The sequence below is a fragment of the Chitinispirillales bacterium ANBcel5 genome (genome assembly GCA_029688955.1).
Taxonomy (GTDB): domain Bacteria; phylum Fibrobacterota; class Chitinivibrionia; order Chitinivibrionales; family Chitinispirillaceae; genus Cellulosispirillum; species Cellulosispirillum alkaliphilum.
This window is the reverse complement of the sequence record JARUKZ010000006.1, coordinates 143,566-169,144: the sequence shown is the minus strand read 5'-3', so window position 1 is coordinate 169,144 and position 25,579 is coordinate 143,566. Positions and strand designations below refer to the sequence as shown.

Below are 25,579 nucleotides of genomic sequence, written 5' to 3'. Positions count from 1 at the left end.
AAGCGCAATTATTAATCTGTTTATAATAGAAAAATCAAGTAAGTAACCAGCTTAATAGTATCTTTTGAAAGTAAAATATTTAAAAGTGTTCTTACTGTCAAACTATTTTGTGATCTAAGCGGATAATATTTTGGAAGATAGAAATGGGGGAGGATTGAGAGTGGTGGGGGGCGAGAGTAGAAGTTAATGCCCAGTAAACAAAGGCGTTTACCAAAAGTTTAGGATGTTTTGTGTGGCGGCTAGTAAATATATTGCTAACGACAATGAAAGAGTGTGGCATCGCCGCCCGGACATCTTACAGGGTGTGGTGAACTCATAGAATCTTGCTTCAGTTCACCAACACATCCCCTGCGTTACCCAAAGAGCTTAAGGAGCTCAAGGCCGCTCTGTTCTTTCACTCTTTTTGCATCTATACCCTTAATCTCAAGTAGTATGATTTCATTCACAAGCCAGCAATCCAACCCCTCTCTGGGGCACCCGACAATGGGTGAGTCCTCTTTTCCCAGTGAAGCGTGCATGTGCAGCACCGGTTCGTTAGCTTCATTTCTAAAGAGTGTACCGATACCGGCGATTTCGTGAGCATTGCTAAACTTTTTCACGATGGGTTTAAGAGGACGCTGGTTTTGATCTGAAGGCCCCACCACAACTCCACCATTCTTCACTCCACCAATCACCAAAATCGCACCGCACTCAATGTCCTCTTTCCGTGCAACGGTTTCGATGCACTCGTATACCGCATCATCCTCCTCAAGTCGCATTACAATACATCTTCCGATTGTGCCTGTCGTATATTCCATAAGAACCTCATTTGAAAAAACTGTGAAAAAATAAAATATAAGAGTGGTTGATTATGATCAAAAAAAAGAAAAAACAGTATTGGTACGTTGAGGCTGCAAAAACCCTAACCATTCTGCTGATGATCTTCAAGGTCGCAAAATACTTCATGAAATTCGTCGATCAACAGGGTAAAATTCCAAAGAAGAAAAAGTAATTAAAAGGCTGTGTGAAACATAGCTGTTTGGACTTCCCATAGCGGTACACCTGCACAGGCGGGTTTATCATTTACTAAACCCTGTAACCCCCGAGGAGCCGGCTACAATCTTCATCTGCTCTCTGATTCAACGAATAACAAAATACCCGGAAGAGTATGGAGCAGTACGTTACAGAGCCTGTGGTCAAAATCGGGCATAGTAATTGATTTTCAGAGTACTTTCCTCTTGTGCGTATCATGATGTAGGTCGAATGCACTATCCTCGGGGGGGCAGATGAAAAAAAGAGCTTGTATCACAGTTGCTTTGGTTACTCTTGTTGTATCCTCTTATGGTTATTCCGGAAGTTGGTTTGGAAGTGGGCGAAATCCCACACCTGTGTTTCGCAATTACCTGATGCTTGGAGCTGATTGGGTTGACGTTGATGATCTCAATTCGGTACTTGAAGAGTTTGAACTTGGTGAGTTTAGTCCCTATAGCTTTTCTGCAACGTTTGGCTGGGATGCTATAAGAAACCGAATTCTTATGGGTGGGGAAATTGGAGGTCTTTTCTGGAGACAAAGTGAGACACAGGGCAGCAGAACCAATTTTTTCTCTTCAAGAGTACTATTAAACAATGGTATAGCGCTGGTACAAACAGGCAACTTTGTTTTATACCCCCTGGTTGGGGTTGGACTTGGGTTAAGCAGCCTTACTATCGCACCGGATGAAACGACTTTTGAGGATGCATTGAATACACCGGATGAGACGCTAAAATTGCGTCGTTTCTCTTTTATCATAAATCTTGGAGCCGGGGTAACGTTTTCAACAACTTCTCCCGGAAGAGCAGGAGTCAGACTGATTGGTATCAGGGCTGGGTATATGTTTGATCCAGCCAGAGGTAGTGATTGGAACAGAGGAACTACCACCGTTGTTGATGGCCCCGATCCCCGTCTGAGAGGCCCCTATGTGAGGCTCCTTTTTGGTAGTGGAATACCTATGGCCCGGCGCAGGTAGAAAATAGGTGGGAAAATGTCCCTGCATCCGGGAGGGACATTTTTCAGGGTCCAATGACAAAACGGTTTGGCTGAAAAGGATTAAAAAAACTTACAATGGGACTTGTTGGTCATCTCTAGCTGTAATGAAGGGTACGGTTGGCTGATTCTAAAGTGGCGGCGATGAGGGCTTGGTATAATCGATTTTCATCTCATTTGAGGAACGATTATGAGGTGTATAAAAATCAGTATCAGCTGTATCGCTATACATGTTTATTATACGTTCATACTTCTCTTTACTCTGTACGCCCATTATTCCGTACACGATTCGTCCATTCTTTACAAAAACAATAAGCGGAGTGCCGGGAGTTTCAAAATAGGAAGCGATCTGAGGAAACCGATCGGTATTAACTTTGTAAAAAGAAACCTGCTCAATGTTTTCCTTTGCTATTTCATACACTGTGGGTGCAAGGATTCTTGAAGGAATGCACCATTCTGTATGCAGGTCAAATGCCAGGAGTCTGGAACCGGAAGTCTGAATCACAAATTCAAAGTGTTCAACAGAGGAGATGGAATGGAAAACCCCACTTTTTCTTCTTTGAAGCCCTGAGCAGCTAATCGCTATGAGAGTTATTAAGGCTATAAAAAAGAAAAGGACAAGTCGTTTCAAAATTCATCTCCCGGCTATATGTCTGCTTATGAGAAAAACGCAAATAGCAGACCACAAGGGGATAATTTCTGTTCCCTAACAGTAGGGCTAAACTGTTGGTACAATGCTTGCATAGTAACTACTGGTTCTTTAATGGTAGTAAAACCAGATAAAAAACCTTTGTTCCCAAGATTTGGTACTGGCTGTTCATTTATTATTTTAGGAAAAACCTCTAACAAAGGAGTTCTACATATGATAAGTAAAAGAATGGAGAGTGCGTTAAATGAGCAGATAAACAAAGAGATGTTTTCTGCCTTTCTTTACATGTCCATGTCAGCAGATTGTGCTGATAAGGGTCTTAAGGGCTCCTCTGTATGGTTTATGACCCAGTATCATGAAGAGATGGTGCATGCCATGAAAATTTATGAGTATATCCAGAAGCAAGGGGCCAAAGTTAGGCTAGTAGCCTTAGAAGAACCACAGCAGGAATTTGCTTCCCTTTCAGATATGTTTGATAAAACCCTTGAACACGAAAAACTGGTTACTTCAAGCATAAATGATCTTATGAATCTGGCTGTAGAGGAGAGGGATCATGCAACTCAGGCGTTCTTAAACTGGTATGTTACCGAGCAGGTAGAGGAGGAAGATACTGCCATGGATATCATCCAGAGAATAAAACTCATCGGGGACAATAGCAGTGGTCTGTATATGCTCGATAAGGAACTGGGAGCAAGAACCGTTTCCGTCCCTACCGATTTCTCCACCGGGGTTGAATCGGCGATGGGTGGAGAATAATGCAAAACGGCAGTAATGGCAAAGAACTTGTATGAAATTTGATCCGAATAGTATACTAACTTACATAGTTTAACTTACATTTTAAGGAGGTTTTTCGGTGAAAAAATATGTTTGCAATGCATGTGGCTATGTGTATGATCCAGAAGTAGGTGATCCTGATAATGGTGTTGCCGCGGGAACTGCTTTTGAGGATATTCCCGATGACTGGGTGTGCCCGGAATGTGGTGTTGGAAAAGATGAGTTTTCTCCTGAATAATAAAGAATGAAGCCTTAAGTGTTCGGAATGGAATTTCTGGTCTGTTTCGAACACTTTGCTTTTAAACCTGGTTTACCGCTAAACAGAAGGCAGTAACAGAAGAGGGTTTAATCATGTTTTAGAGGAGAGGTAGGGTAGGATGGCGCTGAAGAACATTGCAATAGTGATTATGGGAGCATCAGGCGATCTTGCAAGGAGAAAGCTTATTCCTGCGCTTCATGCACTTTTTCTTCAGGGTAAAATAGATACTTCCTCTATAGTAGTTGGCTCCGGCCGCACTCACTTCACCGACGAGCAGTTCCGAAACCGTTTCGGCGGTACCAATTCATTCCAAAAACAACTCTACTATCATCAATACATCTCTGGCTTGAAGGAATTTATCGCATCCAAAGGGGAGTTTTCAAAGGTAGTAGTGTTTCTCTCGCAACCCCCTGCTGCGTATACGCCAACAGCACGTGAACTTCTGGCTGAAGGATTTGGGGCCGAAACATCTATCGTTATCGAAAAACCCTTTGGTTATGATTATCGTTCGGCAAAAGCACTTAACAGCGAGTTGGAAGCCTGTTTCAGTGAATCTCAAATATATAGAATAGACCACTATCTTGCAAAAGAAGCGGTTCGTAATATTCTGGTTTTCAGGTACGCTAACTCAATATTCTATCCTGTATGGAACAGCAGATACATCGAATCAATACAGATTAATGCCCTTGAAACTGACACCATAAGTCACCGTGGAAACTATTTTGACAGAGCCGGTATAATCAGGGATATGGTTCAGAACCACTTACTGCAGCTCTTATGTCTTTTGACAATGGAAGCACCGGTATCATTAGATGCACACGACATAAGGGCTCAAAAGCTTGATATTTTACGAACCTTAAGGGTTGATGAGTGTCACAGGTTTCAGTACAGTGGGTATCGTTCGGAAACAGGTGTTAAAGAGGATTCAAACACAGAAACGTTTGCTGAACTTAAACTTTTTGTAAACAATTTCAGATGGACAGGCATTCCTATCTATATACGAAGCGGAAAAGCCATGCATAGACGTGGCACAGAGATCGGTGTGCGCTTTAAATCCCTGCCAAAATTACTGTTTAACGCTAAAGGAGAATTGAAAGAAAACCATATAATCTTTAAAATCCAACCTGCAGAGGGGATTATTTTGGATCTTTCAACAAAAATTCCCGGTAGTGATGACAACCTCACCGACACTCATATGAACTTCTGTTATAAAGACACCTTTTCCCAATCCAGCCCCGAGGCGTACCAGAAACTATTGTACGATGTACTTAAAGGGGATCACACCCTCTTTGTAAGTGCAAAGGAAACAGAATGCGCATGGGCACTATTTGAAGATGTTTTGAATAGGGGAGAGTTATACTCTTACTCTCCCGGAAGCAGGCCGCCAACCAAATTCGATCTCAACTGGATCGAATTTGATAATTACAGCTCCCTTTGCCTGTAACTCACTTCTTACATCTCCTCAATCTTTTCTATACCAAGCAGATCAAGACATGTACTGAGTGTTTTTCTGAATAGTCGCACCAGATTGAGTCTGAATGCCTCTTCTTTACTATCGATTACCTTGCAGTTATGGTAAAATTCATTGAAGAGCTGAGAGAGCTCAAAGGAATAACAAGCGATAACCGATGGAGAGAGGCGTTTAGAGGCTGTCTGAATGATTGAAGGAAAAAAGCCAATCTTTTTAAACAGCTTGATCTCTGAGTTATGAAGATCGTTTATGGTGTAATCCTCGGTAACGTTTGCTTTCCTCAGGATACTGGATGCCCGTGCATAGCTATAGAGAAGATAGGGGCCGGTATCACCTTCAAAACTAATCGCCTTTTTGGGATCAAAAACCATTGTTCTGGTAATATCGACTTTAAGCAGCTGGTATTTAATTGCAGCCAGTGTGATACGATGACTTCTAAGCTCCATCTCCTCTTCACTTAAAGAGTACCTTGCCGCAAGTTCATCTTTCGCTAGTTCCTGGGTTTGGGCAATGAGGTCATCGGCATCCACTACGGTGCCTTCACGGGACTTCATCTTTCCTTCAGGAAGCTCGACCATACCATAGGAGAGATGTTTAATCTTGTCGGCTATATCGTACCCCAGCCGCTTAAAAATCGCTATAAGCACTGCAAAATGGTAATCTTGTTCATTGCCAACTACGTATATAGATTTATCATAATTATATTCCTCTTTTTTAAGCAAGGCAAGAAACAGGTCCTGAACAATGTAAACCGAGGTGCCGTCTGGTCGAAGCACTACCTTTTCCCCAAGCTTCTCCTCTTCCAGATCTATGTACACCGCATTATCGTCACGTTTTTTGAACACACCCCGGTCCAGGCCTTCATGGACGATCTCTTTACCGCTTTTGTAGATGTTACTTTCATAATATTCTTTGTCAAAGCGAATACCAAACCTGCGATAGGTTTCCCTGAAACCATCAAGAGCCCACTTATTCATTTGTTTCCAGAGTGAAACAACCTCTTCATCCCCGGCCTCCCACTTTCTAAGCATCTCCTGCGCATCGTCATTCCATGAGGAATCTTTAGATGATTCGTTGTTAAAAAGCACATAGTAATCCCCAACGAAGTGGTCGGATTTCTTTCGCGCCGATTGCGGTGTTTCACCCTTTGCGCGGCGGCTGTAAGAGAGCATCGATTTACATATATGTACACCGCGATCATTGTTTATGCTTGTTCTTACCACTTCGTTTCCAGCATATTCAAGAATTCTGGACACGCTGTCACCAATAGACATGTTTCTCAGGTGTCCCAGGTGAAGTGGTTTGTTGGTATTGGGGGAGGCAAATTCAACGACCACCTTTTGCCCCTCTTTCAATGCTCCATAGTCCTCACTCTTTGCACTGGCGAGAATTGTTTGAGCAAGCATCTTTTTATCGATGAAAAAATTGATATAGCCAGAAACGTTTTTAGCCTCTATACCGTCAGCTGATTCATTAATCTTTTCACTCAGATCTGCGGCTATGATTGCGGGGTTTTTCTTCAAAACTTTCGAGAGGCTGAAGCAGGGAAACGCATAATCCCCAAACTCATCGTTGGGTGGTATTTCGATCAGACGCTCAATTGTATCTTTTTCAAGCGATTGTTCCAAATTTTTTGAGAGAATATCAACTATATGCTCTTTCATTTTTTATCCTTTAATTGAAACGTAAGTTACCGGACCCTTAAAATAATTTATAGAAAATTGTGGTGCAGTAACAGAGTTGGCAGCTGATTAGTTGGAGTTTAAAATAGTTGTTTCAAGTGCATTAAATGCATGTTCGTTGAGGTGGAGTTTAAGGCTTTCTTTTGAACTGTTGAATATTTCACGAGCTTCCTTTGTCTTGTTTTCACTGATTTTGGAGTAGATTTCAATGGTGATTTCCTGAGCCTGTTCCTCATTTTCTACCTGAACAGATGGCTGCGCCTGTGTCCGGTTTTGTGTTTTGGGCTGCTGCTCCGGAGGAGGGCCCCAGTCCCAGAGATCATCATCGACCACCGCGGCAGTAGTGGTAGTAGAGCTGCTCGCCTCACTCTCTGGTGGTGGTTCAGGGGGAGGAGGTTGCTGGGTTTGTTGTGCGGTTTTAACCTCCTGAGTAGTGGCTGCTGGTCTTTCATCACTCACCGATTGTGCCAGGATAGCAAAGACTTCATTTCTAAGGTACTGTTGTAAAAAATCTTGCTCCCGGTTAAAGCGGCGCCTTGCTCTTCGGGTCCTGTTTCTATCGAGCAGGGAGTAGATGTCGATACTTATCTGGTTGGCCTTTTCCTGATTGGCTCTGAGCTCCATCTCAGCTTTTCTTTCAATGGCTCTTCTTATGCTGTCCTGTTTTGCCTGTTCTCTGCGCAGTGCGGCCATTTTTTGCTCTTCAATGGCCCGAATACTGTCCGCACGTTTCTGAGCCGATTGCATAACCCCTGAGCGCATGTCCTCAAACACTCCCTCAGTTGGAGTGTGTAGCCCTTCAGTGATGTTTGGCTGCGAAGCGCGGTGATCCGGGCTTTGCAGGCTCAGAATCGTATGGTCGATAAAGGCGCTTCGGTCTCTTGAAAGCCCCATCTCTTCACTTATCTGGGTGAAATACCTTCTTGCCTCATCGATTTTATCGTTTTCTATAAGAGCCATGGTTACGTTAACCAGCGAATCCTCTCTGTTGTCCAGCGTAGCTTGAAGCTCATCAATTCTGCTTGAGTACTGCTGCCACTTTGATCGGTTGAGATTTTCTCTGTGCGAATCGAGCCTTCCCCGCAACCGCTGAATCTCCATTCTGGCATTGCTGAGTCTGAATTCAGAGACACTGTTGTGGGCTTCCCTGATTTCAGAGTCAAGATCATCTATTGCGTCTTGTTCTTTTGTAATGCGGTTGTAGCGATTTCTCATGGACTGGAGCTGAGAATCATTGATGACAAGAAAAAACCTGTTGTTTTCCAGGTATTCAATCTCTTCACGGGCAAGCTCAAGATTACCCTGGTCAAGGGCTAATTCAGCCGAATGGATCGCTTCTCTTGAGATGTTTCGATAGCGCTGGTTGTAAGCTGTTGTCATTCGGTTGGCATGTCTGGTATCAACTTCTCCCATTCGCATACATAAATTTCTGAGTGTGGCGAAATCGGGCCTTCTCTTTCGCAGCGCGGTATCGAACTGAATCAAAAGCTCATTGGCAGTAAGGGTGTTTTTCTCCTGTTGAATCTCCCGTATCTCTTCCTCTTCAAGGTACAACTGGTGTTCAAGCTCACTTAATCGCCACATGATATAGCGTTCGTTTGGATCACCCTTTGCCTGGTTTTTAAGATTATTCACCATTGATCGTACCCGACCTACCGCCTGCCTGTGGCGCTGCCGACCCAATGTCGCGCTTTCATTAAGCAGGTAAACAGCCCTCTGGATAGTGGTGTCGATGTAAGTCTGGGAGATATGTGTTTGAGCGTACACTGAAGAGCTGGTGGGGGCAATATCCAAAAAAGGTGCTATCGAAAGTATCGAAGCGATATAAAGAAGACTTGTAAGCATCCTTTTCATTTAGTGCAGCTCTCCCGTGGTTCCATTATACGTGCTTATTATAATATAGTATTAAATAGAAAAAGCGGGTATGAAAATCTAAAAAAAGCCCCGATCCTGTACCCTTGAATTATTGAGTTATGGTAATACAAGGCAGAGTAATGGGTTAGAGCTGGTGAAGGGAGGATAAAAAAAGGACCGGAAGGTTTATTCCGGTCCTGAAATGTTTATAAAGCCGAACGCTTTGAGTAAGCTCAAAAAAGATAAGGCACTGCTTAGTCCTTATTGAGGTACCACACGTTCATGTCTTCCAGGGATTCTCCAATATGAGTATTGTTCTTAAGTGTTCCACCAAAGATGTAGCCGTTTCTGGCAAAAACAGTGTTCATTGCCGGAGAGGTGGCTCGTGCGATGGTGAAAGGAGTGCAAATTCCAGACTCTTCGACATCCTCATGCATAAGGCCAAGCAGGTGACCAGCGCAGTGGTTGCCCCGTGCTTTGGGAAGGGTTGCAAAGTCACTCATCTCTGCACAACTACTTTCGGGATCAAGTTCAGCAGAAGAGAGGGCAATGATTTTCCCCACTTCATCTTTAACGCAGTAGTAGTTTATGTTTGACTCCATGGTCTGGCAGATATACTCAGGGTTATCAATTTCAAAGGGATAGGAACGGAATACCTGTTTATACACTTCAGCCATCTCCGGCGCGTCCTCGGGAGTACATTTGGAAATGGTCCACCTGTCCGGAAGGTTCCGTTTGCTTGATTTGGGTGGTTCTTTCTCAAATGAGTCCAGAATGCCTTTACAAGTGTCGTAGTCACAGTACTGTGAACGCCACTCTTTTAAAAACAGAGACATAAACAGAATATCCCCGCCAGACTTTTCATCTCTGGGGATAACTGCTTCCGTTTCAAACTTTTCCTTGCTAAAGGCCTCTTTTGCCCAGAAAGGGATTTTTGCGAATATTTTACTGTAATCGTTTTCCTGAGCAAGTTTTTTTGACTCATTGATGATATTGGTGCAATCATCAGGAGTCGTTTTCATGATATAAACGCGGTCGTTCCACTTTCCATGCTGAATGAGTGAATTACCAACCTTAACGATTTCATCGGGTATAAATTCTTGTGTATCCTGTATCATAATTTTTATCCGATTTCTTTTATTTCAGGTTCTTCTTTACTGATCTTTTTTCTTTTGTTTATTTACTTTTCTTTTTCTGCGTCTTAAATGTCTTTCGTTATTTTCCGGTGTCAAAGCGATAGTATCATCAAAGTCGCTAAGCAGCTTGTGTATACCTTCACTTTTGTATTCGGAACCTTCATCCAGTTTAAGCTGCAGATCGCAGGTATCACACTTTCTGTCACAGAATGTTTGTGTGTAACTGTCGGGCTCCTGATAGGTGGTTATTACACCTTCATAGTTACGCAACACCACTTTGTTGGTAGAAAGAGAGATAAGGTAATAGGGCATTACCGGAATCTTACCACCACCACCGGGAGCGTCAATAACATAGGTTGGTACCGCAAGTCCGCTGGTGTGTCCGATAAGACTTTCTATAATTTCGATTCCTTTTCCTACCGGGGTACGAAAATGACTCAGACCTTCAGATAAGTCACACTGATACAGGTAATAAGGACGTACCCTGTTTGCTACAAGCTTATGAATAAGTTTTTTGTATATACGTGGGCAGTCGTTAATACCGGCTAACAGTACCGACTGGTTACCAAGAGGGATTCCGGCATCGGCTAATTTTGAAAGAGCTACTTTTGCTGATGAAGTTATCTCTCTGGGGTGATTAAAATGGGTATTAATCCATAACGGGTGATGTTTACGCAAAACTTTAATAAGGTTGTCAGTTATGCGATAAGGCAACACAACCGGTGTACGTGTTCCGATTCTTATGATCTCAACATGCTTAATTGCTCTGATCTCGCCTAAAATCCAGTCAAGATATTCATCTGAAAGCATGAACGGATCACCGCCTGAGAGAAGAACGTCTCTTATATTTGGATTACTGCGTATATACGCTAACCCCTTCTCAATTGCATCTGGTTCAGGTATGGAATCCACATCACCGACTTTACGTTTACGGGTACAGTGGCGGCAGTACATCGCACAAACATTACTGATATGAAAAAGAACTCTGTCTGGGTAGCGATGTGTTATACCGGGAGTCGGGCTGTCTTTATCTTCAGACAGCGGGTCGCGAATATCACATCTGTCTTTGTTAAGCTCATGCATCGTTGGGAAAGATTGAAGAAAAACGGGGTCGTTTTCATAGTTGTCTTTATCAATAAGAGACAAGTAATAGGGAGTAATTGATAGAGGAAATACATCCATTATCTCTTCAAGCTTCTTTTTTTCTTCATCAGAAAAAGAGATATCGCTAAGATCCTCAAAATCTTCAATCGATGTTATCGTATTGCGCATCTGCCAGCGCCAGTCTTTCCAGGTCTTTTCAAAATCAGATGATCCTATCTGCTTTGAGATCTCCTTTTGCCTTTTACTAAACGTTGGTGAGAGTTTCTGTTCATCCTTACTTTCATTGATCGTTGTCTGTTCAGGATTAAATATCATATAATCTCCCTATAAACAGATTAAGTTGATAGTTTGTTTTTTTTTCAATAAGGGGTAGTTGCATAAGAGGTTCATTGTGGTTATGGTATGCAAAATAAGTAATTTATAGAGCAAATGCAAGGCCCCTCTTTGCGGGTATGAATAAATTACGTTTAAATCCGGGCTATATTGAATTAAAAATACAGCTCTGATTTTCATACATTATATAATTAATTAAAAAAAAAATGGAACTTTTTTTGCTGCTGGCTACAGTGTTTTTCTAAAAAAGCGAAAAAAAAGGGTAGAACCAAACAATAAGTGGTTTGTGTAGTGCATTAAATACTGATTTTTGGGTAAAATTACCTATATTTGCCTTCGATCAAACGGAATTTATACTATTTTGTTGTACTGCTTTATTGTTCCTCTTTGCACACTTAAAGGTATACATAAATGAAACGGTGCACAAAACTGTCTAAAAAAAAGATTTCACTGTTATCTCTTCTGCTCTTTATTACCCTAAACAGCAGCTGTTATCTTGCAAAACAGGGGGCTTATTTACTTCGGTATCAGTGGAGGGCCGAGAGCATTGATCGAATGCTCCAGGATGATGAAATAACCGATGAGTTAAGAGAGTTTCTTGAGCTTGTGCTGCAGATCCGCTCTTTTGCCATGGATACAATTGGTCTTAAAAAAAATAATAATTACCTAAAGTATGTTGAAGTCGAGCGGGGATATATGGTTGATGTGGTTATGGCTGCACGCGATGACAGCTTTGAAATGCACAACTGGTGGTTTCCGTTTTTTGGCAACTTTCCCTACAAAGGGTTCTTTGTAAGAACTGATGCAGAACGGCAAGCTGCAAAACTTCAAAGACGCGGCTATGATGTACACATCGGTCAGGCAAGAGCATTCAGTACGTTAGGCTTTTTCTCCGATCCGGTCTACTCCTTCTTCAAAGAGTACTCTGTGTTTGACCTTGCTAATCTGATTATCCATGAGCAGATGCATGCTACTATATACCTTAAAAATCAGGTGCAATTTAATGAAGAGATCGCGACATTTTTAGGTAATGAGGGCGGATTAAAATTTGTAAAACAAATGTTTGGAAAGGATTCAGACCAGTATAAAAGTGCTGTTTTGGCCCTTGAGGATTATGATGTGTATATCGATCGTATCCACTCATTGTATAATGAACTCAGTACTTTATATCAAAGTGATCTGAGCAGGGAAGAAAAACTCGATGGGAAAGAACGGGTTATAGAAGTGTTTAAGGAAAATCTGGCTCAAAACTATGATTCGCTTTTTGAAACCGATAACTACAGAGGCCTTTACAGAGCTACTATCAATAACGCTTTTATAGCGGCGAGAATGACCTATACTCTTGATCTGTCGCTTATGTATGAGCTTTACGAACAAAACGATCATGATTTGGCTTTAACCGTTGAGCAACTTAAAAAGCTGCGCCGCTACAGAGGTGATCCCAAGGAATTTATTCGACGGGAGTTGCTTAATTAAAATGATGATTGCTTTAGCCCGGCTACGATAATATTACCTCCTTTGAGCCCTTTTTATTGAAACACTACATGCGATTACCTATTTTGTGAGCCTGAAAAGATGCGTGTAACTGTAGCCACACCGTTTCTATTTAAAGGAGTAATCATGCTCAAGTATTTACTACTGTTTTTGAGCTGTACAACGATTTTCGCTCAGGGAGTGCCTGAACCCCGAACTGATGGGGAAGGGACCAGCCCATCGGGGGTCTCGATAGCCGGAACACCTACGGCTCAACTACGGCTCCAAAGCGGCATGCGTACACTCTCAGGAGATGATCGTCCCTTTCAATTTACCCTTATCGATGATATGTTTGGTGATTCTTCAACCATCATCGATTCCTCTATGGTGAAACCAAAGGGGAGCTGGGGGCTTGGGATTAATGTTGAAACCAGTGTTCAGGGGCCAATACATTTTGGTGTTGCCTTTGATGTCCAGTCAGGAACATTTACTATGCTTGGAATCGCTTTTGGAGGCGGATACAATCGAACAGTTATCAATAATCGCTTGTGGGTACAGGCCAAAGCTGATATCCTTTTTGGGTGGTCAAGCGTTGATATAGGATCCGTTCCTCTCATCCAGGATATCTATACAGAGATAAATGATAAACAGTTTAAGGGCGATGATCTGCTGGTGTCACTAACCTCTGTCCATACTGTGTTGCGCCCGGAACTTAATACCTATCTTAGGGTAAACCGAAGAGGGCTGATTATGCTTGGCGCTGGATATCAGTTTCCCTTGTCTGTGGCAGAAGCGGAGTTTGAGCTCAGCGGAACGTCACTGGATAGTGGTGAATCTATCACAGAAACACTAAAAGCTACCTCTTCAAATGTGATTTTTAAGATGGATGGAGAAAAAACAAGTGAAACCAAGCTTGCTCCATCGGGGCTGGTAGTGAATATCTCCTATGTTTTTGAACTATAAAAAGGATTGTTTATGAAAACAGTGTTACTGCTTATAGTGCTCTTGGTGCATAGCTTTCTGAGCGGTTGTGCGCATCTTGGAAATCTTCTGTCTGGTGGAGGAAGTGCAGATGTTTACCTTACCTATATCAGGTATCCTGAGCACAGTTTTAACCATATAGAAAATATCGCGGTCTTCCCTTTTGAGGAAGGAAGGCTTAGCAACCGAAATATGACCCTGTGGGATCTGTTAAGCCAAAACTATGCTTCAAACTCATTGGCCCTGGTCTTTGCGGATGATTTAACCAACAGGCTGATTCAAACAGGATCGTTCAATGTGTTTGACAGGGATATCGCTCAGAATGAATCTTCCATCCAGATGGTAATTACCGGAACCATAACTCATTATGATGTCGAAACAGAGGTGACAGATAATTCTTATACCGATAGAGAGGGAAGGCGTCGCTCTTCCTTTACCGCAAAATGCAGGGGTAGGCTACAGGTGACTTACAGGTTTATCGATCCCTCTGATGGCAGAGTTATGAATTCCATAAGCGTAGAGGAAAACTATGTAAGTGAATCACAGGACGCAAACCGTGCAGTAGCTCTTTCTAAACTGCCCGACAGAGCAACAGTTTTGCAAAAGATGACAGCTAACAGTAACGAAGCACTTATCTCGGGCTTTACGCCCACAGAAATTACCGCCAGCTACGCGATGGCAACAATACGTGATGATGAACTCTTCAGAAGCTCTTTAATTGCCGCAAGAAACGGAAACTGGGAGGAAGCTTCCCGAATCTGGGAACAGTATCGGCAAAACAACAAAAGTGAAGCCTTCTATAATCTTATGTTACATAAAAGGTATATACAAAATGACCTTGACGGAGCAATTGAGCACGCAATGTTAGCTTTTGAGAAAACCGCGGACCCCGCTTTTACCATGTGGGTTAAAAAGTTTGAAAAGGAAAGGGAACTTAAGGAAAATTATTACACCCCGCTTTCTGATACTACCCAAATGGAGCCTGAACAGGACGATTTGCAGTAAAAGCCCGAGGCAATCGCCCCGGCCCAGGCAAACAGTGTTAGGTTTAAGAGGCTTCAGACGTATCCTGAGAGGCGATAATTATACTTACCCCTAAAAATATTGGGACTTCCAGCCTTGCTGTACTGAGAAGTCAAAAAACGGGTTGTGGTATTCATTTCTAAGCGACTTAGGAATGAAAAAAAAGTTCTGATTTTCATTATTCCTGCATATCCAAATACCAACGGAATATCCCGCACTTTCAGCGCTTGGGATCTTTTTTGGCACCATTACCCGGGGCTGCGCCAGAAGACTGGCTTACCCCGGGCTATTAGATTGCGCGCTTTCAGCGCTTAAGAGGGAGATCAAGGCCAAATTCCGTTCTCCCCTCTCCTCCCGCGATAATATCCCAAGGGTCCCTTTAAATAGCTATGAGCATTGAACAGGGAACGGGAAAGATGGAAAGTTACTATTTTCTTCATAGTATATTAGAACAGAAACGCCCCTCGGCTACGCTCGGGGAACTGAGTTAGTGCATTGTTCATAATACCAGCTGAGCTGTGGATTCCTTCATTCCCTCACTCCTCCATTCCAAATTCCAAATTCCAAATTCCTCCCGCGATAATAGCCCAAGGGTCCCCCCAAGCGGATCCCTTCACGCTTTTACCATTGACGCCCGGGGGTGACCCAGTCTATCGCCTTTAGCCCCAAAAAAATCTTACGCTCTTAGAGTGGCTTGTATGAAGTTCCATAAACAATATCCTGAATATACCCCCACTAAACCCCGCATAGAAGCGCCCATCTGAAGGTTATAACCATCACATTTGCTGTTTAAAGGTATGAAAATGGAGTACGATGGATGCAAAAGTGTAGCGATCAGGTCTGTTTCATGGTGGTGCGCCATACAGAACAGGTATGAACGAAAAGCTTCCATGGTGCGATCGTAGTGTATAAGGGAACCAAACACAAAGTTTCGCCTATTAATTATAGGTATCAACCATGTGCTAATTCTTCCGGCGTGGTATGAGAACAGTCTTATACCGGTTTGGCTTTGTACCCGTTATCTGGGTACAATGCACTGTTTTCTTTATACAACGTAGTGTTCTCAGTAGTCACTGTGCAGAACTTTTAGGTGGCAATGAGCTGTTCGCAACTACCAAAGTGTGGCATGTAGGGTGTAATAGTGCTGTTTTCGTGTGGAAATAGCGCTGTTTTGCACCCTTTGGCACACTATAAACAGGGAAACTATGACACCATTCACCCCGTTCTTACACTACCAACAGAAGATTTGCGGCTTAAAACAGGGGTCGGTAGACCATAGTACCGTAATTTTTAGAAGAGGACCGTTATTTTTGGTGTATTCAGTCGGAATTTGGTGGATTTAGGCAATAGGAGGCTGGTTTCGCCCAACTTTTGAAGGCGAAAAAGAGTACAAAAAAGGTAAACTGAGTGGTCGCTTAGGCAGATTGGTTCGGTTCAGGGGCTCGTTTTATCCCTAAAACAACTCTCCTTTTTGTGCTTCTGCGAATAGAAAACCTCTTTTGGGTGTTGGGAAACGATTGCCGGACAGGTGGTGTGGCGCTAGCGCTGCCCTGTGATGGTTCCGCCGGTGGTGTTTTCTTCCGCGCACTGCAATCAGCACTCTTTTTCTTCTTATAACGATAGTTCTTCCTGCGGTATTCACTGCTGTAAAGTCTCAGATGTTCAGGATTATCATGGAACAGATATTGGACATATGCCCGCGCTTCAGCCATAAGCTCTTTCATACGGGTGAATGCTTTGTTTCGAAGCACCCGCATCTTGCACGGTCCTTCCTCAGAGTAGGCCTTCGCGTAGAGACGACTCAGCTTATCACCGAATGTTTTACACCGGTTGATCTCCGCCATATCGAAATTAATCTGTTTTAAGTGATGCTTATATTTTTTGCCAAGCTCAGAAAGAAAGTGAAGGTTCAGTATCATTATCTCCTGTTTAGGCCTTCGGGGAAAGGGTTGCAGTTTTTCGAGTGCTTCTTTATCTTCCCTGCATGCAAATCTAAGCGCGCCAAGGACCTTTTTTCGTAACTTATACCCCTCAGCCCGGTGTTCTCTCCACACCTTTACCGCTTCATGCAGGTCGCCAAGAATTGCTGTAAGCTTTGCTTCCGCTATACAAAACGTTCCCACAAGTTCTTTAATGCGATTGGTAATAGCGGGATCGTAGCCTATGTTTTTAAGCTCCTCTTCATCTTTACGCAACAACAATACAAACACATATCCTTCATGTGCCGATACATCAACGGGCATATCGGGACGCCGTAGCGTTTCAAACGTTTCGTTCATTAATACCGGGGCTAATTTGTCATACGATTCATACTCTGTAGTCATCGGTAGGCTCCTTGTTCCTGATGGGTAAACGTGTCATTACTTTAAATTACTATCTGAGCAATTGATGATACCAGCTTTTTTTTACTATGGGCGAAAAAAGCAGTGTTAAGGAGCGTATAGGACCGCAAAATGGAAGGATTGTACAGGGTAAAAACGGTCGGGGGTGCCATCCGTCTACAGGAAAAGAAAGCCCGGGGTAGAAGAAAGCCCAGGGTAGAAGAAAGCCCAGGGTAGAAGAAAGTCCAGGGTAGAAGAAAGTCCAGGGTAGAAGAAAGCCCAGGGTAGAAGAAAGCCCAGGGCTAATATAAGAAAACCTTTCAGGTTATTATATCTACATTCACCAGGTTTTGGGTTAAGGCAGCGAGAATTGCAGTGTGATAAGATTATTTCATCAATCAATATTTCCATCTAAACAAAAAAACAAATCATTCGGGACATCGATTATAATACCCCAAAGGGGGTTATTTATATTAGCCCCGGTTTTCTCTACCCGGGGCGGTTTCTGAGTTATTGCGCAGCGGGAAAGCTGAGGTGTGGATACATTCCTTCATTCCAAATTCCCCCCGCGATTATAGCCCAAGGGTCCCCCCAAACGGGTCTTCACACGCTTTCACCATTGACGCCCGGGGGTGACCCAATCTATCGCCTTTAGCCCCATAAAACAATTTCTATTCACATCCCCAATTTGGTTATCTGGATTTTCGCTGTGAGCGTTGAACAGAACATTGAGCCTGAATAGAGACTACTTTCTCCAGCTTATACGCGAAAAGGCAATCAAAACGGTATAGATTTCAAGTCTTCCAAGAAGCATACAGAGTGTTAGGATCCATTTTCCGGGCAGGGGAATCCAGGCGTAGTTCTCCATTGCACCCACCCCGGAAAGCCCTGGACCAATATTTCCAAGTGTTGCTGCAACCACTGAAACCGAGGTGGTAAAATCGGGAATCATTGTGGACATTATTGCAGTAAAGAAGACAAAGAGAACCATAAAGATTATAAAAAAGGAGATGATGCCCGACATTTGAGAGTCGCTGAGAGCTACTTTACCAATTTTTACCGGTGAGACCAGCCTTGGTTGAAGAATAAGTTTCACCTGGTGAATTGCCACCTTAAAGAGCACCAGCACTCGTATCATTTTTATTCCACCAGCAGTTGAGCCCGCAGATCCTCCAAAGAACATAAGAATCATAAATACCACCCGAACCGAATCGGGCCAGGTGTCCCAGTCTGCGCTGACAAAGCCGGTAGTGGTAATTATTGCCAGAGCATTAAAAAAGGAGTGTCGAACGCGCGCACCGAGCGGTTTAATCTTTTCCTCTTCAACCATGATTTTAAGATCTACCTGCTCCTCTGTAAGCTCTTGTGCTCTGAAATGGCGCTCAATTTCGCTTCTGGGCTGAAGCCCCTGAATACTTAACGCTGTTATACAGATGAAAACAGCAGTAATTACGATAGCAGTATAGAGGTGAAATTCACGGTTACTCTTAATCATATTCAGGTCGCGTAAAAACAGGAGCCGGTAGTGGATAAGAAAATTTGTTCCCGCCAGAAACATAAATAGTATAATAACCCACTCTATATAGGCGCTGTTGAATGCTGCAACGGAAGTATTTTTTGTGGAAAACCCTCCTGTTGACATGGTGCTGAATGCATGAAGTACAGCATCATAGAGGGACATATCACCAAACATGAGCAGAACTGTTTGTATGAGTGTAAAGAGGGCGTAAACCCCCCAGAGAATGATGGCTGTTTGTGCCAGCTTGGGCCGTAGTCGCTCTTTTGATGGTCCCGGAACTTCACCTCTGAAGAGCTGGTAAGCAGCTACTCCAAAGGTAGGGAGTAGTGCAAGGGCAAGAGTTACTATTCCCATTCCACCGATCCAGTGGGTCAGACTTCTCCAGAAAAGAATTCCCTGAGGAACAGCTTCGATATCGGTAAGTATTGTTGCACCTGTTGTGGTTAACCCACTCATTACTTCAAAAAAAGCATCAGTAAAAGCGGCGATAACTTTGCCTGCAGATAAAGTTTCGTAAAGTGAAAGAAAGTATATAAAAAGGGGAAATGAGCCGGCGAAAGTAAGCGCCAGCCAACCAAATGTTACAATTGCAAAACCTTCACGAACTTCAATTTTGCCCTTATTTTTTCGCTGGGTGAAGACAAAGATTGTTCCGGTAACAGAGGAGAAAATGATCGAAAAGAGCAGCCCCGCAAGTGCCGGATCTAAAACACGTTCCCAAAAAGTGCCGGACGTTTCATACCAGGCAATAGCAGCAGGAACAAGAAAAAGAAGCGAAAGGATCTGAAGCAGTTTACCAATAAAATAGATTACGAATCTGTGGTTCAAAGGGTTACCCTTACCTTTTTAGAGACGATATCCGGCTTTAAAAATGTTTTTCACTGTACTGAGATTTTCTTTATTACAGAGCGCAAGCACCTCATCATTTAATTGTATCTCTGTGTGCCCGTCTGGTATAATAATATCACCTTCTCTGACAATCGCTCCAATAATGATACCTTTTTTAAAGTATTTATCAAGATTTATGAGTGTCTTACCCAGAACAAAACTTTTTTTGGAGGCAACAGCTCTTACCACTGCCAGATCTACTTTTCTGAGACTCAGTAACGGATCGATTGGCGCAATCTGTATGCTCTCAATAATTTTTTGAAGCGTAACTCTTCTGGGGCTTATAACATGATCAACCCCCAGTGAGTGAAAAAGATCAAAATGCCGGTCATCAGTGCGGATTGCGATAACTTCTTTTGCTCCTTCAGCCCTTGCCAGCAGACTCGACATGATATTGTCTTCCATATCCTTACTGGCAGCGATAAAAAAGTCGGCATTTGCTACCTTCACCTCCTGCAGCAAATCAGCATCGGTTAGATCGCCTGCAAGTACCTCCACCCGGTTTAGTGCCAACGCAGCATCACGGGCATGCTCCGGATCCGGATCAACCAGTATAACTCGCTCTGCAGCCCTGGATAACGCATCAGAGATCTGAACTGCTGAAAGAGTGTTTCCTGCAACTACAATTTTCTTTAACTTTTTCACGGGTCGGTTTAAAAGCGATCGGAAAGCCGGGTAGGAGTCTTTGGGCATAATAGCGATCATCTCATCACCGGGAATAAGCCGCTCTGTGCCTCTGGGGATTAGGCTCTGGCCTTCACGGATTATTGCCATTACAAGCATCGGGGCATCACCGGCAAGACCACGCATCTCATAAAGAGTTTTACCGGCAATAGGCATCTCCTGGGTGACTCTGTACCCTCTCAGGTACACACTCTCTCCATGAAAATCCGCAGCATCAGTTAGGCCGGGTAATTCAATAAATCGAAGAACATTTTTAACCAGCTCTTTTTCTGTGCCTATTACGTGGGTAACCCCAACAGTTTTAAGATCAATTTTCCCGGCTCCAAGAATTTCATCGGATACAATCCTGGCGATCCTTTTGCCAACTGCGTACTGCATGGCAAAGTGGCAGGCAAGAAGGTTGATTTCATCACTGGGGGTAACAGCTATAAGCATGTCTGCATCTTCGATTCCGGCCTGCTCAAGCACATCGGGACTGGAACCAGTACCGGTGATAGTGAGAACATCGTATCTTGAGTTTATATCTGATGCAAGAGAGGGGTTTCGCTCGACCACCGATATTTCGTGATCGTAATTGCTTAAATATTCAGTGAGTCCGAGGCCAAGATCGCCGGCGCCAACAATTATGATTTTCACCCGGTTTTCCCCAATTTGGTTATTTGTCTTCTGTTTTCCTGTTATGATATGCATAAACAGGGTACAAATCAAAGGCCAAAAAATATAACTATTTGATGTGATAAGGCCAAGAAAAATTGAACACAGAAAACGAGGAAATCATTGTGGTATATATATAGAGAATAGTAACTTTTACATATTTTCCTTAGCGGTTGCAGTCTTTGAGTAATGAAAACATCTTTCTGTAATCCTCTGTGTGAAAAAGCGATAAAACATCTGCTCGTGAAAGACCAGTTACAACTGCTGAAATAGTCATGAAGAAAGATACATCCTCTTAAAATTTCCCGAGGGCCTCAAAAAAGCGGTTTGTCTGGTGCACATCTATTATTTTTCTGTTTTGGAGCAAGTGTCCTAATTTCGGAAGGTCCTCAAGTTTAAAATCCCAGTATTAAGGAGTTCCAAACACGATGAATTTTAAGACAATTGATCGCGCCGCAGATAATATTCGTATCCTTTCTGCCGCTATGGTAGAAAAAGCAAAATCTGGTCACCCCGGCGGTGCAATGGGAGGTGCCGATTTTATTAATATTCTTTATTCTGAATTTCTAAACTGGGATCCCGACGATATGTCCTGGCCTAACAGAGATCGTTTCTACCTCGATCCGGGCCATATGTCTCCTATGCTCTACTCGGTTCTTACCCTAACTGGTGCTTTTTCCATCGATGATATTAAGGATTTCAGGCAGTGGGGAAGCAGCACGCCCGGTCACCCTGAAAGAGACATCAAGCGAGGAGTCGAAAACACCTCAGGCCCCCTTGGACAGGGACATGCAATGGGACTTGGCGCGGCCATTGCCGAGCGGTTTCTGGCTGCGCGATTTGGCGAATGGATGGCGCATAAAACCTATGCGTACGTATCAGATGGTGGTATTCAGGAAGAGATCTCACAGGGTGTGGGCCGAATGGCGGGGCACCTTGGGTTGAGCAATTTTGTAATGTTTTTTGATTCCAATGCAATTCAGCTCTCAAGCACTACCTCTGAAGTCACCAGTGAAGATACTGAAGCGAAGTATAAATCCTGGGGCTGGAATGTATTAACCATCGATGGTAATGATCAGCACCAGATCCGTCAGGCACTACGAACTGCTCAGGATGAAACCGAAAAACCAACCCTAATTATTGGTAACACGGTAATGGGTAAAGGGGCCAGAGACAGTGAAGGGAACTCTTTTGAACATATGGTTTCAACGCATGGAATGCCGCTCACCGGAGCCGGTGCTTCAATTGAAGCGACGATTAAAAATCTGGGCGGAGATCCCCGGGATCCCTTTGCTGTTTTTCCTGATGTAAAAGAGTATTATGAAGATGTGCTGAACAAAAAACGCCAGTACGCAAAGCAAAAGAAAGCTGAGCAGGCACAGTGGGAAGAGCAAAACCCTCAATTGGCCAAAAAGTTCTGGTCATTTATGGATGGTGAGCTGCCAAAGATTAACTGGGAAGAGATCGTTCAGAAACAGGATATACCAAGTCGCGCAGCAAGTGGGGTAGTTCTCGGTGAATTTGGTAAAAAAGTAGAAAATATGATCGTTTCTTCTGCTGATCTTTCAAACAGTGATAAAACCGACGGTTTTTTAAAACAGCAAAAAATTCTACAAAAAGGTGATTTTACCGGTGGTTTTCTTCAGGCTGGTGTCGCAGAGCTCACCATGGCTGCAGTGATGAATGGTATCGCTTCACACGGTGGTGTGTTGGCTGTTTGCGGAACCTTCTTCGCCTTTTCTGACTATATGAAACCGGCAATTCGTATGGCCGCACTGATGGAGCTTCCGGTAAAGTACATTTGGACTCACGATGCCTTTAGAGTGGGAGAGGATGGGCCAACCCATCAGCCAATCGAACAGGAAGCACAGGTTAGACTGCTTGAGAAGATGGCAAACCTTAAGGGAAAGCGAAGTATGCTGGTATTACGTCCGGCCGATGCAGTTGAAACAACGGTGGCATGGAAAATTGCCTATGAAAACATCGCTACTCCAAGCGCGCTTCTGCTCTCAAGGCAAAAGATAAAGGATGTTCCTGCTCAAGAAAATTCCACAAGGTATAAAGACGCGCTTGGTGCCCGTAAAGGTGCTTACATCGTTCGGGACTGTGATGGTACACCCGATGTGGTACTTGTGGCAAACGGCTCTGAAGTGATCACCCTGGTTGAGGGTGCTTCAGTTTTGAGCAGCAAAATGGGGTTGAAGGTACGGGTGGTTTCTGCTCCTTCTGAGAGTCTGTTTTTTGAACAGAGTGAGGAGTACAGAGATTCGATCATCCCCTTTGGGGTTCCTGCTTTGGGACTTACCGCAGGGCTCCCGGTTGCGCTTAAAGATCTCGTAGGGCCTATGGGCAAGGTTATTGGAATGGAACGTTTCGGGGCATCCGCACCGTTTACAGTCCTCGATGAAAAGTTTGGGTACACTGCTTCAAACGTGGTTAAACAGGTTGAAACTTATTTAGCAGAACATGCTGCTTTGCTTGAGAAGATCGCTTCTCTTACCGTTACAAACAGAGCTTAAACACACTCTGTCAGGGACAGTTTTTGAGAGCTGTGGGGGTACATGCATCCCCACGGACTTTACTGTTTCCTGTTGCCGGACCCGGTCATTTTAACATAAAAGGAGTAGTGCTATGAAGATCGGAGTCGTAAGTGATACGCACAAGAATATTGATTACCTGCAAAAAGCTTCAGAATTTCTGATTTCTCGTCAAAAAGTTGCCTCAATTTATCATCTGGGGGATGATTACGAAGATGTAATGGGGCTTGAAGACTGGTATGTGGAAATCGTTCAGATCCCGGGTATCTATGATGAACGCTACAGAAATGGTACTTTGCCGGCTAAATTAAGAGAAGCTATTTTGGGGCTTGAAATCTTACTGGTGCACAGTATCCAGAAAGATTTGACAGAAGACGATAAAATAAAGTCTGATGTCATCTTGTCAGGTCACACACACAAACAGGATTTAACGCTCGACGAAGGGATTCTGTATATGAATCCGGGGCATTTAAAAGGAAAACTTGACAAAAACATGCCACCATCATTTGGTATGCTATCCATTGAAAATCGTTCTGTTACTGCAACCATTTTTGATCTGAATTTCAAAGAGATTAATTCAATTCAGTTGATGAGATCCGAAAGCGGTCTGTACAGGTCCTATTAGGGTTTTTGGGGGTAGGGACTGGCCTTGTGCCAGTCCCGCCGCACATAGGACACCCAGGGTGTCGGTTTGGTGGTTTTATTTCCCGATATGAGACCTGTCCTTCGGGACCTTTGGGCGTTTTTGTTTTGATTTACGCTTTGAATGAGTATGAAGTAATACATAACTGACCCTGGGTATAACTGTAAATCCCCGTTTAATCTTACCAGAAACGCTTTTTCTATGAGGAATAATAACTACGGTTAGAACTGATGCAGAAAGCATTACCGATCCCACAAAGATAAAGAGCCCATGTGCTCCGATATTGCCCATAACAAATCCAGCCATTGAAGGGCCGATAGCAGAGCCTATACCCTGGATAAGTATCAGGGTTGCGGCTGTTCCCACACTCTCTTCAGGAGACACCAGATCGTTAACATGCGCCACGCTGATAGAGTAAAGAGGAAAAGCCAGAGCACCATACATCAGTGCCATGATTAACACTACGTTAACGCTAAGGTCGTTCTGCAATCCTATCAGCATACTTATTACACCTGCACCCAAAAGGGTGAATAAAATAACCAGCCTTCTGTCGACTTTATCACTTAATTTTCCAAGGGGCCACTGAGAGATCATTGTTCCACCCATAATAGCAAACATGAACAATGAAATCTGTTCTGTGCTCAGATCTATGTTGTGTGCAAAAACAGGCCCCATGCCATAAACGCTGCCCATACACAACCCGCTCACAAATACCCCCAGTACCCCGATGGGTGAAATACCCTGTAACTGTCTAAACTCAGTCTTTTTAGAAAACACCGAAACAGGGTCTTTTGAAGGAGCAAGAGTAAGAGGAACCATTGCAAGCGATACAAGAATTGAAACCAGACAAAACAGTACAAACCCTTCAGGTGAAGCAAGAGGGAGAAGCATCTGACTGAGTGCAGAGCAGCCCCAGAATACCAGTCCATAGGTTGCAAGAAGTCTTCCTCTGTTTTTTTTATCCGCACAACGATTGAGCCAGCTTTCGATTACTAGTATCATTCCGGCATAACACAGGCCGTGAAAAAACCTCAGCAATACCCAGAATGGAACTGTAATAATAAGGATATAGGCAAGTGTTAGTGCAGAAGCGGTGGAGGCTAAAGCAGCATAGGTGCGGATATGGCCAACCGAGCTAATCAGACGCGGCAGAAGAAGTGAACCAAGCACAAACCCTACATAGTATGTTGACATCATCATACCGATGCTGCTGTCGGTTATCCCTTCAATGCCAGCCCGAACCCCAAGAAGAGTACTCTGAAGGTTAGTACCTAACACCAGTATCGCTACACTGATTAGAAGCACTGGTACTCCGTTTATCTTTGCTACTGCACCTTCTGTTAGAATTTTGTTGTCCATAGTGTTTAGATAGGTTGTTTGCTCATATGGTTGGAATGTTAGTAGTTAAATGAATTGAGAAAATCGGGATAAGCTGCATCAAACTCACACACTTTCTATGCAAATGCAAGGCCATTAACTTGCATTTACGCTCTGGCGAACCATATATTCTAAAACAAAATTATGTAGAAATGAAATTGGAGAAAATACCAGATTACTCTTTCAGTATCAACCCTTCAGTAACTTCTTATGAC

Annotated in this window: 19 protein-coding genes; 9 read left to right on the top strand and 10 right to left on the bottom strand. The window is 43.4% G+C overall.

Features of this window, described 5'->3' with window-relative positions:
* Positions 1–353: 353 nt before the first annotated feature.
* Positions 354–797 carry a DNA-binding protein gene (locus tag QA601_05210; GenBank protein ID MDG5814465.1) on the bottom strand — a complete coding sequence of 148 codons (444 nt, stop codon included), beginning with the start codon at positions 795–797 and terminating at the stop codon, positions 354–356.
* A 468-nt stretch (positions 798–1,265) separates the two neighbouring features.
* On the opposite strand from QA601_05210, the gene QA601_05205 reads away from it, so the two are divergent.
* Positions 1,266–1,985 carry a hypothetical protein gene (locus QA601_05205; protein MDG5814464.1) on the top strand — a complete coding sequence of 240 codons (720 nt, stop codon included), beginning with the start codon at positions 1,266–1,268 and terminating at the stop codon, positions 1,983–1,985.
* Between the two features lie 147 nt (positions 1,986–2,132).
* Here the strand turns inward: QA601_05205 and QA601_05200 are convergent, their stop codons facing one another.
* Positions 2,133–2,633 carry a thioredoxin family protein gene (locus tag QA601_05200; protein MDG5814463.1) on the bottom strand — a complete coding sequence of 167 codons (501 nt, stop codon included), beginning with the start codon at positions 2,631–2,633 and terminating at the stop codon, positions 2,133–2,135.
* A gap of 231 nt (positions 2,634–2,864) precedes the next feature.
* Between QA601_05200 and QA601_05195 the strand changes: the two genes are divergently transcribed.
* From QA601_05195 to zwf, 3 genes are all read left to right on the top strand, one after another.
* Entirely contained in the window at positions 2,865–3,407 is a 543-nt protein-coding gene (locus QA601_05195) for a ferritin (GenBank protein MDG5814462.1), read from the top strand.
* A 97-nt stretch (positions 3,408–3,504) separates the two neighbouring features.
* Positions 3,505–3,663 carry a rubredoxin gene (locus QA601_05190; protein ID MDG5814461.1) on the top strand — a complete coding sequence of 53 codons (159 nt, stop codon included), beginning with the start codon at positions 3,505–3,507 and terminating at the stop codon, positions 3,661–3,663.
* A gap of 139 nt (positions 3,664–3,802) precedes the next feature.
* Complete coding sequence (gene zwf / locus QA601_05185) at positions 3,803–5,128, top strand: glucose-6-phosphate dehydrogenase (protein ID MDG5814460.1); 1,326 nt, start codon at positions 3,803–3,805, stop codon at positions 5,126–5,128.
* An 8-nt stretch (positions 5,129–5,136) separates the two neighbouring features.
* Here the strand turns inward: zwf and argS are convergent, their stop codons facing one another.
* The 4 genes from argS to ablA all read right to left on the bottom strand — a co-directional run bounded on the left by argS (position 5,137) and on the right by ablA (position 11,246).
* On the bottom strand, positions 5,137–6,819 hold the full coding sequence (gene argS, locus QA601_05180) for an arginine--tRNA ligase (GenBank protein ID MDG5814459.1): 1,683 nt from the start codon (positions 6,817–6,819) through the stop codon (positions 5,137–5,139).
* An 87-nt stretch (positions 6,820–6,906) separates the two neighbouring features.
* The gene (locus QA601_05175) at positions 6,907–8,691 is read right to left on the bottom strand and encodes a hypothetical protein (GenBank protein MDG5814458.1); all 1,785 of its coding nucleotides are present in this window, start codon (positions 8,689–8,691) and stop codon (positions 6,907–6,909) included.
* Positions 8,692–8,945: 254 nt separating this feature from the next.
* Positions 8,946–9,809: a putative beta-lysine N-acetyltransferase gene (ablB, locus tag QA601_05170; protein MDG5814457.1), complete on the bottom strand. Its 864-nt coding sequence runs from the start codon at positions 9,807–9,809 to the stop codon at positions 8,946–8,948.
* A gap of 36 nt (positions 9,810–9,845) precedes the next feature.
* Entirely contained in the window at positions 9,846–11,246 is a 1,401-nt protein-coding gene (gene ablA, locus QA601_05165) for a lysine 2,3-aminomutase (GenBank protein MDG5814456.1), read from the bottom strand.
* Between the two features lie 429 nt (positions 11,247–11,675).
* Here ablA and QA601_05160 point away from each other — a divergent pair, with 429 nt between their 5' ends.
* From QA601_05160 to QA601_05150, 3 genes are all read left to right on the top strand, one after another.
* Positions 11,676–12,740, top strand: a complete 1,065-nt coding sequence (locus QA601_05160; protein MDG5814455.1) for an aminopeptidase — start codon at positions 11,676–11,678, stop codon at positions 12,738–12,740.
* A gap of 144 nt (positions 12,741–12,884) precedes the next feature.
* Positions 12,885–13,700 carry a hypothetical protein gene (locus tag QA601_05155; GenBank protein MDG5814454.1) on the top strand — a complete coding sequence of 272 codons (816 nt, stop codon included), beginning with the start codon at positions 12,885–12,887 and terminating at the stop codon, positions 13,698–13,700.
* A gap of 12 nt (positions 13,701–13,712) precedes the next feature.
* The gene (locus tag QA601_05150) at positions 13,713–14,723 is read left to right on the top strand and encodes a DUF6340 family protein (protein MDG5814453.1); all 1,011 of its coding nucleotides are present in this window, start codon (positions 13,713–13,715) and stop codon (positions 14,721–14,723) included.
* Positions 14,724–16,156: 1,433 nt separating this feature from the next.
* On the opposite strand, the gene QA601_05145 is transcribed toward QA601_05150, so the two are convergent.
* The 3 genes from QA601_05145 to trkA all read right to left on the bottom strand — a co-directional run bounded on the left by QA601_05145 (position 16,157) and on the right by trkA (position 20,789).
* Positions 16,157–17,065, bottom strand: coding sequence for a hypothetical protein (locus tag QA601_05145; GenBank protein MDG5814452.1), 909 nt, complete (start codon positions 17,063–17,065; stop codon positions 16,157–16,159).
* 742 nt (positions 17,066–17,807) lie between these two features.
* Positions 17,808–19,409 carry a TrkH family potassium uptake protein gene (locus tag QA601_05140; GenBank protein MDG5814451.1) on the bottom strand — a complete coding sequence of 534 codons (1,602 nt, stop codon included), beginning with the start codon at positions 19,407–19,409 and terminating at the stop codon, positions 17,808–17,810.
* 18 nt (positions 19,410–19,427) lie between these two features.
* Positions 19,428–20,789 (bottom strand): Trk system potassium transporter TrkA, encoded by a 1,362-nt coding sequence (gene trkA / locus QA601_05135; protein MDG5814450.1) that lies wholly within the window; start codon positions 20,787–20,789, stop codon positions 19,428–19,430.
* A 446-nt stretch (positions 20,790–21,235) separates the two neighbouring features.
* On the opposite strand from trkA, the gene QA601_05130 reads away from it, so the two are divergent.
* Positions 21,236–23,326, top strand: coding sequence for a transketolase (locus QA601_05130; GenBank protein MDG5814449.1), 2,091 nt, complete (start codon positions 21,236–21,238; stop codon positions 23,324–23,326).
* A gap of 112 nt (positions 23,327–23,438) precedes the next feature.
* Positions 23,439–23,969, top strand: coding sequence for a metallophosphoesterase family protein (locus tag QA601_05125; protein ID MDG5814448.1), 531 nt, complete (start codon positions 23,439–23,441; stop codon positions 23,967–23,969).
* 75 nt (positions 23,970–24,044) lie between these two features.
* Here the strand turns inward: QA601_05125 and QA601_05120 are convergent, their stop codons facing one another.
* Positions 24,045–25,346 (bottom strand): MFS transporter, encoded by a 1,302-nt coding sequence (locus QA601_05120; GenBank protein MDG5814447.1) that lies wholly within the window; start codon positions 25,344–25,346, stop codon positions 24,045–24,047.
* Between the last annotated feature and the right edge of the window lie 233 nt (positions 25,347–25,579).